Below are 12784 nucleotides of genomic sequence, written 5' to 3'. Positions count from 1 at the left end.
CGGCGCCGCGGTGCCGTCCGGCACCGCGGAACGGGAGAACAATCCCGCCATCAGGCCGTCCAGCCACACTCTCTTCGACCCGGAGATCGGCGCGGTGCGCGGAAGGACCGGAACGCCCTGCAGTTCGGTGGACTGCAGACCCGCGAGCAGTCCCGCCAGGTACGTGCGCTCGTGTTCGTCGAACGTGGGGGATGCCGAATCGTCCAGTCCGAGAATGCGGCTCATCTCGGCGGCGGGCGAGCCGCTCGCGAGGGTGATTGTCCCGGTCGATTCCGGAACCTCGGGCTCGGACACCGGAGCCACCCGGGTCAGGGACACGGCGCACGCCTTGAACTCCGGCTGGAAGGACGTGGGGTCGACGGCGTCGTTGGTGACGGCGTTGATGCTGAGGTATTCGCCGAACGAGTCGTTCCAGTGGAACGGGGCGAAGCAGCCTCCGGGCAGCACGCGGTCGCTGACGACGGCGGGAAGCACCGCGCGGCCACGCCGCGACGCGACCTCCACCTTGTCGCCCTCGGAAATCGACAGCTTCTGCGCATCGGCCGGGTTGATCTCGACGAATGGGCCGGAGTTCAATTTGTTGAGCTTGGCGACCTTGCCGGTCTTCGTCATGGTGTGCCACTGGTGCTGCAGGCGCCCCGTGTTGAGGACCAGGGGGTAGTCGTCGTCCGGCATCTCCGCGGGCAGCATGTGCGGGCGCGGGAAGAAGGCGGCCTTGCCGCTCGCGGTGGCGAACGCGAGGCGGGGGAGTGAACCGTCGGGAGCGGACAGCAGGTTCTGGCTGACGCCGTCGTTGACGTAGCGGATCGGGTTGCGGTCGGTGCGGTTGCCGGGCGGGCTCGGCCACTGCACCGGCGTCTCCCGCAGCCGGTCGTAGCTGACGCCACGAAGGTCGTAGCCGGTCTTGGGATTCCAGGTGCGCTTGATCTCCTCGAACACGTCCTCCGAGGATTCGTAGGTGAACGCGTCCGCATATCCCATCTCGCAGGCGACGCGGGCGATGATCTGCCAGTCGGGCAGCGCCTGGCCGACCGGGTCGACGGCCTGCTGCAGCAGGGTGAGGTTGCGCTCGGAGTTGATCATCACCGAATCCGACTCCGCCCACAGCGCACCGGGCAGCAGGATGTCGGCGTACCCGTTGGTCTCCGTGTCGAGGAAGACGTCCTGGGTGATCACGAGATCGGCGGCCTCGAGGCCCTCGATCACGGTTCGCCGGTTCGCCACGGTGGCAACGGGATTGGTGCAGATGATCCAGCAGGCCTTGATGTCGCCCGCCACCATGCGCTCGAACATGTCGACGGTGCCGGTGCCGACCTCGGTGCGGATGCTGCCCTCCGGCAGCTGCCACAGGTCCTCGATGAACGCCCGGTCGTCGGCGGCGAGCACCGACCGCTGGCCCGGCAGACCGGGACCCATGTACCCCATCTCGCGACCGCCCATGGCGTTCGGCTGACCGGTGAGGGAGAACGGACCGCTGCCCGGACGGCAGATCGCGCCGGTCGCCAGATGCAGGTTGCAGATCGCGTTCGTGTTCCACGTGCCGTGGGTGCTCTGGTTGAGGCCCATCGTCCAGCAGCTCATCCAGTTCTCGGCCTCACCGATCCACTGGGCGGCCTGCCGGATGTCGGCCTCGGGGATGCCGGTGATCTCCGCGACCTTCTCGGGGGTGTACTCCTCGAGGAACTCCGGCATCACCTCCCAGCCCTCGGTGAACTCGGCGATGAACTCGGGATCGGTGTGCCCGTTCTGCACGAGCAGGTGCAGCAGGCCGTTGAGCAGCGCGAGGTCGGTGCCCGGCGCGATCTGCAGGAACAGGCCGGCCTTGTCGGCGGTGGCGTTGCGGCGCGGGTCGACGACGATCAGTTTGGCGCCGGCCTTGATCCGGTCCATCATCCGCAGGAACAGGATGGGGTGACAGTCCGCCATATTGGCGCCGATCACGAAGAACACGTCGGCCTTGTCGAAATCCTGATACGAGCCTGGCGGGCCGTCGGCGCCGAGGGACTGCTTGTAGCCGGTGCCGGCACTGGCCATGCACAGCCGCGAGTTCGACTCGATCTGGTTGGTCCCGACGAAACCCTTCGCCAGTTTGGTGATCAGGTATTGCGCCTCGATGGACATCTGACCGGAGACATAGAAGGACAGGGCGTCGGGACCGTGCTCGTCGAGTTGTTCCTTCAGTCGGCGGGCGGTCTCGCTGATGGCGGCGTCGACGTCCACCGCGGTGGGCGCCTCCCCGCGCTCGTCCCGGACGTACCCGGTTTCCATGCGGCCACCGGCCACGAGCATCTCCGCGCTCGTCGCGCCCTTCGTGCAGAGCCGCCCGAAGTTGGTGGGATGGTCCTTGTCTCCGGACGCCTTGAGCACCCGGCGGGTATTCGTCTCGGGATCGATCCCGATCTCCAGCACCATGCCGCAGCCGACACCGCAGTACGAGCAGGCGGTCTTCACTGTGGAAGTCCCGGCTTTCTGCTGCTGCATCGACTCGCTCCTCACCTGCACGGTCGCCGCGTGTCCACCTGGCGCACGACCTGTATCAATGGTGCCGAGCGGCGTGTTTCGTCGGGATTAACCCCGGTGAGCGTTCGATGACGTCTCTCGCACCCGGCCGCGGGCGCGGTGGTGATGTCGGCATCGCGGCAACGACCAGGTCATGTGACCGGCGTCACTCGAATCGGGTGTGCAGGGTCGCTGAGCAGGGGAGGAACCGACGCAGCGGTCAGGCCTTCTGCTCGGCCCACCACGACAGCAGTTCGGCCTCCGCCTCGTCGCGGCTGAGAGGGCCGCGGTCGAGCCGGAGTTCCTTGAGGTACTTCCACGCCTTCCCGACCTCCGGCCCCGCGGGAATTCCGAGCAGTTCCATGATCGCGTTGCCGTCGAGGTCGGGGCGCACCCGGGCGAGGTCTTCCTGCTCGGCGATCCGCGCGATCCGCTCCTCGATGTCGTCGTACGTCGCCTGCAGCGCGGCCGCCCGCCGCTTGTTGCGGGTGGTGCAATCTGCGCGGACCAGCTTGTGCAGGCGCGGCAGCAGCGGACCGGCGTCCGTCACGTACCGGCGCACCGCGGAATCGGTCCACTGCCCCTTGCCGTAACCGTGGAACCGCAGGTGGAGGAACACGAGCTGCGAGACGTCGTCGACCATCTGCTTCGAGTACTTCAGGGCCCGCATCCGCTTGCGGACCATCTTCGCGCCGACCACCTCGTGGTGGTGGAAACTCACACCACCACCCGGCTCGTTGCGCTTCGTGTCCGGTTTGCCGATGTCGTGGAGCAGAGCCGCCCAGCGCAGCACCAGGTCGGGGTCGCCGTCCTCGAGGTCGACGGCCTGCTTCAGCACGGTCAGCGAGTGCCAGTACACGTCCTTGTGCTGGTGGTGCTCGTCGATCTCGAGCTTCATCTGCGGCACCTCGGGCAGCACGAAATCGGCCAGACCGGTCTCGCACATCACGTTCATGCCGTCGATGGGGAACTCGCCGAGGATCAGCTTGTCCAGTTCGGCCCGCACGCGTTCGGCGGTGATCCGCTCGATCTGCGGGGCCATGTCCGCGATCGCCCGATGCACACGCTCGTGCAGCGTGAACCCGAGCTGGGACACGAAGCGCGCGGCCCGCAGCATGCGCAGCGGGTCGTCGTTGAACGAGTTCTCCGGCGCCGACGGCGTGTCCATCACCCCGGCCAGCAGCGCGTCCATGCCGTTCAGCGGGTCGACGAAGTCCTGCGAGCCGTCCGCACCGATCCGGACGGCCATCGCGTTGACCGTGAAATCGCGCCGCACCAGGTCGTCCTCGAGCTTCGTCCCGAACTGGACGACGGGATTGCGCGACACCCGGTCGTAGGCGTCCGCCCGGTACGTCGTGATCTCGATCTGCTGACCCGCCTTCGCGGCGCTGATCGTCCCGAATTCGATGCCCGTGTCCCACTGGTTGTCGACCCAGCCGGACAGCAGTTTCTGCACCTGCTCCGGGCGGGCGTCGGTGGTGAAGTCGAGGTCGGTGCCGAGGCGACCCAGTATCGCGTCGCGGACACTGCCCCCCACCAGGTACAACTCGTGACCGGCGGAAGCGAACTTCTCACCGAGCGGCGTCAGGACTTCGGACAGCTCGCGCAGCGTCACCGCGGCGCCGGCAAGCAGTCGCGTACGGCGCTCGTCGTCGAGAGAAGGGGCAGTCACGTCCAGGAAGCTTACCGAGGTGCGCAAATAGCGGGATACGCATACACGCTGTCACCTCGCAGTTCGGTTCACCACAGGTGTGTCACGAAGCGTCTCGGTTCGGGTGCGGCGTTCCGGTGGAAACGGTTAAGCCAACTACTATCGATGGGGTGTCTGCTGCCGAACGTGCGAACAGGAGTCGCCGCAACTCGCGGCGGCGCGGCGCCGTCGGCAAACCCGCGAAACCCCACATGAGGACGGTGCGGGAAACGTCGGCGGGCGGGCTCGTCGTCAACGGACTCGGCGGACCGCGGGAGAATCTGTGCGCCGCGCTGATCGGGCGCACCGACCGTCGCGGGCGGCTCCTGTGGTCGCTGCCCAAGGGGCACATCGAGCAGGGTGAGACCGCCGAACAGACTGCGATGCGTGAGGTCCAGGAAGAGACCGGCATCCAGGGCACCGTCCTGGCGTCGCTCGGCAGCATCGACTACTGGTTCGTCACCGAGGGCCGCCGGGTCCACAAGACCGTCCACCATTATCTGCTGAGATTCCTCGGCGGGGAACTGTCGGACGAAGACGTGGAAGTCACCGAGGTAGCGTGGGTGCCGCTCGCCGAGCTGGGATCACGCCTGGCCTACGCAGACGAACGGAAACTCGCAGAAATCGCCGGTGACTTGATCTCCAAGATGACTACCACTCCGCCCGCACCCGACCTGAAGCTCCAGAAGGGGCCAGACGCCGGATGAGGATGGCTTTGCGTCGGGTCGGTGCCGTGACGTTGACCGCACTCGCGGTCGTTCTGGCTCCCACCAGCACCGTGGTGGCGTCGGCCCAGGAACCCGTGCCGCCGGAGAGCGCCGGGACCCAGCTCGTCGACGAGGACCCCGAGTTCCTCGAACTGCACATCGACAACGTCACCCCGTCCACGGTGACCACCACCAGCGACCCGATCGTCACCGTCACGGGCTCGGTGAAGAACATCGGCGACCGCACGGTCCGCGACGTCAGCGTGCGGCTGCAACGCGCGCCGGCCGTCGCGAGCAGTGAAGGTCTCCGCACGTCCCTCACCCTCGATCAGTCCCGCTACGACACGGTCGGCATGTTCGACACGGTCGCGGGCCGCCTCGACGAGGGCCAGAGCAAGCAGTTCACGCTTTCGCTGCCACTGCGTTCCGACACCGACCTCTCCCTCGACATCACCGAACCCGGCGTGTACCCGCTGATGGTGAACGTGAACGGCACCCCCGAGTACGGCGGGGCCGCGCGCCTCGACGACGCCCGGTTCCTGCTGCCCGTGTTCGGGGTCCCGGGCAGTCCGGCGGTACCCCCGGACATCTCCAGTCCCGTCGCCGTCACCATGATGTGGCCCCTCGCCGACCGCCCCCGACTCGCGGCGGGTGTCGCCGGCTCCGTCACCGAACCGGTGCGTCTCGTCGACGACGACCTCGCGACCTCACTGGACGACGGCGGCCGGCTCGACGAACTTCTGGGGGCGGCGGAGTTCGCCACCCGGGAGAGCGTCGACCGCGACCACACGCTGCGGGACAGTCTGTGCCTGGCGGTGGACCCGGACCTGCTGATCACCGTCGAGAACATGACGCGCGGCTATCTGGTGGTGGACGACCCGTCCGATCCCACCGGTTCCGCGCACGAGGGTGCGGGCAAGGATGCCGCGTCGGCGTGGCTCGAGCGCGCCCGAACGCTGGCCGCGACGATGTGCACCACGTCGGTGCCGTTCGCGCAGGCCGACCTGTCCGCGATCACCGAGGTCGGGAACGCCGACCTCACCGCGACCGCCGTCGACGCCCCCGCCGACATCGTCGACAACGTGCTCGGTGTCACGTCGCTGCGCAACTTCGTGTGGAGCGACGCCGGCGTGCTCGACGATGCGACGGCGCAGATGCTCCGCGGAGACGACGCGACCACCGCGCTCGTGGCCGCGAATTCCGTCGACACGACCACCCCCCGCGACAGCGCCCACGTCATCGAGGCGACACCACCGCCCGCAGCCCCCGTCCCGGCGAACGGCGAGACCACCACACCGGCGGCCTCCGAGACCCCCGCGGCCACGGGGAGCGTCGACGCGCTGCTGTTCGATCCGTCCGTCGGCACGGCGCTCGCCGCGATGGGGACGACTCCGCAGACTCCGTCCTACACACCCCAGCGCGCCCGGTACGACCTCTCGGACGATTCCCAGACCGCCCGGCTGCAGGACGCGCTCGGCGCGGTGTCGTGGTCGGCCCTCGAACCCGAGGCCGCACGGGCCGCCGGCGTTCCCCGGTCGCTGATGGTGGTGCCGCCGCAGCTGTGGACGGCAGGCGCCGACGACGCGAAGACACTGCTGTCGACGGTGTCGACTCTGATGCGCTCGGGCCTGGCAACACCCCGGCCGCTGCCCGCGATGCTGGGACGTCAGCCCGGGTCACCCGAGGTCGCGAGCCTGGACTACCCGGATCAGGCCGCCGAGGACGGCGTCCCCGCCCACATCCGCGACGCCGCCGCCACGCAGATGCCCCGGATCGAGGCGCTGAACGCGGCGCTGGTCGACGACCCGCAGGCCCCGCTCACCCCGGAGCGGTTCACGGCACCGCTCCGCGAGGACCTGGTGCGGTCGATGAGCCTCGCGCATCGCCGCGACGACGAACGCCCGTCCGCGGAAGACGCGTCCGACACGCGCGCCGACGAGGTCGCCGAAACCATGGACGACATGTTCGGGGCCGTCACCGTCGTGTCGCCGGGCGGTGTCTACACGCTGGCGTCGGAACAGAGCCCGCTGCTGCTGGTCGCCAGAAACGACCTCCCGGTCGGGATCACCGTCCGCCTGCAGGTCGATGCGCCGTCCGGGATGACGATCACCGACATCGGCCCCACCACGCTGCCTCCGCGGGGCAGTCGCACCCTCACCGTTCCCACCGAGGCCAACGACTCCCGCAAGCTCGTCGTCAAATTCTCTCTGACCACCGCCGATGGACAGCAACTGGGAGAGCCGACCAGCGTGACGGTACGGTCCAACGCGTACGGGCAGGCGTTGGCGATACTGACAGCATGCGCGGGTGCTCTGCTGCTGTTCCTCGCCGGCCGCCGGCTGTGGCATCGATTCCGCGGCCAGCCGGATCCAGCTGACGAAGGGTACGAACGTTCATGACCGGGAACTTGCCCAGTAGGGGCCAGAGGCTTCCCGATCGCTCCCATCCCCGGGTCGCGCCGTGGGAGCGGGACCACTGGGCGCGGGAGATCCGGCCGGACGAGGCGCCGACGGTGCAGTTCGCGGCCATCCGGGTCGACCCGCCGCCGCCCCCGGTCCGCGACTCCGGGCCGTCGACGGCGCCGCAGAAGCAGAGCAACTCCCGCCTGCTGGCGTCCACCGGGTCGATCGCGGTGGCGACGCTCGTCAGCCGCATCACCGGTTTCGCCAAGCAGCTTCTCGTCTTGACGCTGCTGGGCGGGTCGGTGGCCAGCTCGTTCACCGTCGCCAGCCAGATCCCGAACATGATCTCCGAGCTGGTGCTGGGCGCGGTGCTCACCGCGATCGTGGTGCCCGTCCTGGTGCGCGCCGAACGGGAGGACCCGGACCAGGGTGCCGCGTTCGTGCGCCGCCTGTTCACCGCCACGTGTGTGCTGCTGGGAACGGCGGCGCTGCTGGCGACCGCCGCGGCACCCGTGCTCACCACCCACGTCTTTCTGTCGGCCGACGGCAAGGTGAACACGTCCCTCACCACAGCTCTGTCGTATCTGCTGCTGCCCGCGATCCTGTTCTACGGGCTGTCGGCGCTGCTCACCGCGATTCTCAACACCCGGCAGGTGTTCAAACCCGGGGCCTGGGCTCCGGTGCTGAACAACGTCGTGATGCTCACCGTGCTGGTGATCTACTACGCCACCCCGGGGGAGATCACCCTCGACCCGGTCCGGATGAGCGACCCGAAACTGCTGGTCCTCGGCGTCGGCGTCACGCTCGGTGTCGTCGTGCAGGCGATGAGCCTGGTGCCGGCGATCCGTCGCGAGGGCATCTCGCTGAAACCGCTGTGGGGTCTCGACGACCGGCTCAAGCAGTTCGGCGGCATGGCCGTCGCCATCATCCTGTACGTGCTGATCAGCCAGGCCGGCATGATCGTCGCCACCCGCATCTCGTCCCACGCGGACGCGTCGGGCCCCGCGATCTACAACAACGCGTGGCTGCTGCTGCAGTTGCCGTACGGCGTGCTCGGCGTGACGGTGCTGACGGCGATCATGCCGCGGCTCAGCCGCAACGCCGCCGCCGACGACACCCCCGCCGTGGTCGACGACCTGTCCGTCGCCACCCGGCTGACGATGATCTCCCTGATCCCGATCATCACGTTCCTCACGTTCGCCGGACCGGAGATCGGTCAGGCGCTGTACGGATACGGCAACTTCGGGTCCGGCGACGCCGAACGTCTCGGCGAGGCCGTCAGCTGGTCCGCGTTCACCCTCATCCCGTATTCGCTCGTCCTGATCCAGCTCCGTGTGTTCTACGCGCGCGAACAGGCGTGGACTCCCACGTGGATCGTCCTCGGCATCACCGCGGTGAAGATCGCGCTGTCCGCGCTCACCCCGATGATCGCCTCGAGCGACGACCAGGTGGTGATCCTGCTCGGCGTGGCCAACGGCCTCGGCTACATCACCGGCGCCCTCGTCGGCGGGTACCTGCTGCACCGCAGTCTCGGCAATCTCCAGATGGCGAACGTCGGCAAGACCGTGTGGGTGGTGGTCCTCGCCTCCCTCGCGGGCGCCCTCGCCATGCTCGGCGCCGACCGGCTGCTGCAACTCGACCGGCTCACCGACCTGTTCGGCGGACCGGGTTCCATGGTCCGCGTCGCCATCAGCGGCATGCTGATGCTCGTCGTCACGTTCGTGATCCTCTGGTTCGCGAAGATCCCCGAAATCGTCTCGATCACCGTCGCCGTCACCCGCAAAGTCCGCGCACTGCGCGGTCGCGGCGCCGCACCGGAACCGGAGGTCGACCCGCTCGCAGACGCCGAAACAGAACTGATTCCCGTGGTCCGTGCCACACCGCGCGACGTCGGGGGACAGCCGCGTGGTATCGAACGACCCGGTGGACTCCCGTACCCTGGACACGAGCGGGTCGGATCGCCGCCCGGTACTGGTCGGAGTTGGGCATTCGAAAATGAAGGAGTGAGGGTGAGCGACGACGACGTGGCCGGCAGCAAGAGAGCCGGGGGTTCTACGGTGCAAGCGTCCGAACGCGATTCGGCCGCCGCACCCAACGGCGTCGATGCCCCGACCACCCGGATCTCGTCCGAGTCGGCCTCCACCGACTCCGCGAAGTCCGACAAGAAGGCCGGCGCCGACGCACCCCGGAAGAACGACGCGGACGCTTCGCAGCAGAAGGCCGCCGACGCGTCCGCGGCCTCTGCCGGCACTCCGAAACCGGCGCAGAGCAAGGAGACCGGGGCCGACACCGGCAAGAACGCTGCGCCGAAGACGCCCGCCGAAGACTCCGGCGAGCCGTCCGCCGACGAGCGTCGAGACACACGTCACATGGGATCCGCACCCGCACGGGATCTCAGCTACGACACCGGCGTGATCCCGATCACACCCGCACCGGGTCGTGACCCCGGAGCGGGTCCGCGTCGTACTCCCCGTGGCCCCAAGCTCATTCCCGGCGCCTCCGTCGCCGGTGGCCGCTACCGCCTGCTGACCCCGCACGGCGGTTCGCGGGGACTGCAGTTCTGGCAGGCGCTGGACGTCAAGCTCGACCGCGAGGTGGCGCTGACGTTCGTCGACGCCGAGCAGCGCTCCACCTCGGCCGGTCCCGAAGGCCCGCAAGCAATTCTGTCGCGCACCCTGCGACTGGGCCGGATCAATTCGCCCGGTCTCGCCCGTGTCCTCGACGTGGTCCGGGGAAGCTCCGGCGGCATCGTCGTCGCCGAGTGGACGCCGGGCCGGTCGTTGCGGGAGATGGCCGACACCAAGCCGTCTCCGATCGGCGCCGCCAGCGCCATCCGCGCGCTCGCCGCGGCCGCCGAGACCGCGCACCGGGCCGGTGGAGCACTGTCCATCGACCATCCCGACCGTGTCCGGATCAGCATCAACGGCGATGCCGTGCTGGCGTTCCCGGCCACGCTCGCCGACTCCGACTCGAGTTCCGACGTGCGCGGACTGGGCGCCATGCTCTACGCGCTCATCACCGCCCGCTGGCCGCTCGGCGACCCGTCCGCTCCCGCGGATGACCCGTCGGGTTCGCAGCGGCCCGGCAGCGTCGGCGGTATGCGACTGGCCGACCGCGACTCCAGCGGGCAGCCCATCGGACCGCGGGTGATCCGGCCGGAGGTCCCGTTCGAGATCTCCGCGGTGGCCCTGCGTTCGCTCGAGCCGAACGGTGGAATCCGCACGGCGGCCACCGTGCAGCACATCCTCGATCAGGCGTCCGTCGTCAACGACAAGACCGAGTTCATCCCCGCGCTGCGGCTCGGGCAGCGGGGCCCCGGCCCGTCCGGTCACGCTCTCGCCGACCCGGAGGCGCTGGAGGCGGAGAAGAAGAAGTCCAACCGGATGATCGCCGCGCTCGTCGGCCTTGCGGTCGTCACGATCATCGTGCTGGCGCTGCTGGGATTCTGGCTCGCCACGTTCCTCACGGGCAGCAGTTCCGACGCGCCGCTCACCGAACAGGAATTCGGACTCACCACCTCGGCGGAGGCCCCACCGAACCCGGAGTCGCCCGCCGCCGCGCCCGCCCCGGCGGCGAACGTCGCGCCGATCAGCCCCTCGGGGGCGACGGTGTTCTCGCCGCAGGGGACACCCGACTCCGCCGCCAACGCCCGGCTGGCGATCGACGGCAACACGTCCACCGTGTGGAGCACCGACTCGTACTTTCAGCCGTTCCCCGCGCTGAAGAACGGTGTGGGCCTGATGGTCACGCTGGACGAGCCGGCGACCCTGTCGAGTGTGTGGATCAACTCGCCGACCCCGGGCACCAACGTCGAGATCCGCAGCGCCCCGTCCGAGAACCCGACCCTCGACCAGACGCAGGTGCTCGGTTCGAAGGTCCTCGGCAACGGCGTCACCGAGATCCCGGTCAAGTCGGAGGGACCCACCAAGAACGTCCTGATGTGGATCACCGGCCTGAGCAATTCCCGCGGCACGAATCAATCGTCCATCGCGGACATCGGTTTCAACGCCTCCACGTAGTCGGCACCCGGTGCTCGCGGACCGGCGAACTGAGCTAACATCCGCCGGTGCGAATCTTCCGGGGGGATTCCGAGGGTGAGCCCTCGGACGTCGACCTGTTGGCTGCGCACGTCGCCGGCGATCGGCACGCCTTCGAGACGCTGCTCGGACGGCATTACGACCACCTGTGGCACGTCGCCAAGCGCACCAGCTACACCACCGAGGACGCGGCGGACGCCCTGCAGGAGGCGCTGCTGTCGGCGCATCGCAACGCGGGCTCGTTCCGCCGGGATGCCGCGGTCCGGAGTTGGCTGCACACGATCGTCGTCAACGCCTGCCTCGACCGGATCCGGCGCAACAAGGCCCGTCCGGCGGTGTCCCTGTCCGCCGACGAGGACGACGAACCGCGCGACACCCGCGATTACGTCTCCGAGGTGGAGCTCAGCTTGGTGGTCGAGCGCGCTCTGGCGCAGCTCCCGCCGGATCAGCGGACCGCGATCGTGGCCGTGGACCTCGAGGGCCGGTCGACCAGCGAGGCCGCGGCGCTTCTCGGCGTTCCGGAGGGCACCGTGAAGAGCCGCTGCGCCCGCGGCCGGAAGAAGCTGGCCGCCTCTCTCGAATATTTTCGGGTGGAGGGGAACCGATCATGACTCCGCAGCGTCAAAACGTAAGAGGAGCGGGGAAGTGTCCCGACGTCCCGGGCCATGTCCCGGGCCACGACGACTCGGTGAGGAGGTGCCATGGCCGACCGTGAATCCGGGCCGTCCGATGCCGCGCTGCCCGAACCTCCCTACTCCGAGGACCTACTCGCGGATCTGCATGCCGGGGTGCTGCCCGAGACGGTCAGCGATCGTCTGTGGCCGCTCGTTCGCAGCGACCCGCAGGCGATGGCCGTCATCGACGCCCTCGACCGGGTCACCGATCAGCTCGGTGCGCTCGGCCGCGATCATTCCGTCTCGACGCCGATTCCCGCCGGCATCGCCGACCGCATCAACCGCGCGCTCGCCGCGGAACGTGACACCCCGGCCGAGGCCGCCGTCGTGCCGCTCGCCCGGCGGCGGAAGTGGGCTGCCGCGGCCGCGGGAACGTTCGCTGCGGCGGCGGCGGTCGTGGTGGCCGTCGCGGTCGTCGTTCCGGACGGCCGGGAGTCGAGTCCGCCGGCTGCGCTGCCCGGTTCCGAGACCTCGCAGGCACCGGCGGTCCTCGATCTGGGCTCGGACCTCGATTCCGGGCTCCTCCTCACCGTGATCGGATCGCGGCAGCTCGGACCGCTCGAGAATCCTGATCGGCTGGCAGAATGCCTGCGCGCCAACGGCATCGATCCGGCCCGTGCGCTTCTCGGTTCCGGTGAGGTTCGCCTCGACGGCGTTCCCGGGGTTCTGCTGCTGGTGGCCGCGCCGCGTCCGCCGCAGATCACCGCCCTGGTGGTGGGCCGCGAATGCGGCGCGGGCGATCCGGCGACCATCGCGATCACCGACATCGGTTGAT

7 protein-coding genes are annotated in these 12784 nt (G+C 69.1%); 5 read left to right on the top strand and 2 right to left on the bottom strand.

From position 1 onward, the window contains the following. A partial coding sequence (locus ACFTZB_RS07185; RefSeq protein WP_378430752.1) for a molybdopterin oxidoreductase family protein occupies positions 1-2481 on the bottom strand: 2481 nt, incomplete at its 3' end. Positions 2482-2719: 238 nt separating this feature from the next. Beyond that, complete coding sequence (locus ACFTZB_RS07180) at positions 2720-4171, bottom strand: CCA tRNA nucleotidyltransferase (protein WP_206008093.1); 1452 nt, start codon at positions 4169-4171, stop codon at positions 2720-2722. A 149-nt stretch (positions 4172-4320) separates the two neighbouring features. Between ACFTZB_RS07180 and ACFTZB_RS07175 the strand changes: the two genes are divergently transcribed. From ACFTZB_RS07175 to ACFTZB_RS07155, 5 genes are all read left to right on the top strand, one after another. Next, positions 4321-4896: an NUDIX hydrolase gene (locus ACFTZB_RS07175; RefSeq protein WP_378430751.1), complete on the top strand. Its 576-nt coding sequence runs from the start codon at positions 4321-4323 to the stop codon at positions 4894-4896. Between the two features lie 2 nt (positions 4897-4898). After that, on the top strand, positions 4899-7295 hold the full coding sequence (locus ACFTZB_RS07170) for a DUF6049 family protein (protein WP_378430750.1): 2397 nt from the start codon (positions 4899-4901) through the stop codon (positions 7293-7295). A 113-nt stretch (positions 7296-7408) separates the two neighbouring features. Then, positions 7409-11317, top strand: a complete 3909-nt coding sequence (gene murJ / locus ACFTZB_RS07165; RefSeq protein WP_378430755.1) for a murein biosynthesis integral membrane protein MurJ — start codon at positions 7409-7411, stop codon at positions 11315-11317. Between the two features lie 47 nt (positions 11318-11364). Beyond that, positions 11365-11946 (top strand): RNA polymerase sigma factor SigM, encoded by a 582-nt coding sequence (gene sigM, locus ACFTZB_RS07160; protein WP_005263510.1) that lies wholly within the window; start codon positions 11365-11367, stop codon positions 11944-11946. Positions 11947-12036: 90 nt separating this feature from the next. Beyond that, the gene (locus ACFTZB_RS07155; RefSeq protein WP_378430749.1) at positions 12037-12783 is read left to right on the top strand and encodes a hypothetical protein; all 747 of its coding nucleotides are present in this window, start codon (positions 12037-12039) and stop codon (positions 12781-12783) included. Position 12784 lies beyond the last annotated feature (1 nt).

It is taken from the genome of Rhodococcus sp. NPDC057014 (assembly GCF_042673295.1).
In the GTDB taxonomy this organism is placed as follows: Bacteria; Actinomycetota; Actinomycetes; order Mycobacteriales; family Mycobacteriaceae; genus Rhodococcus_F.
This window is presented reverse-complemented; position numbering and strand designations above follow the sequence as displayed.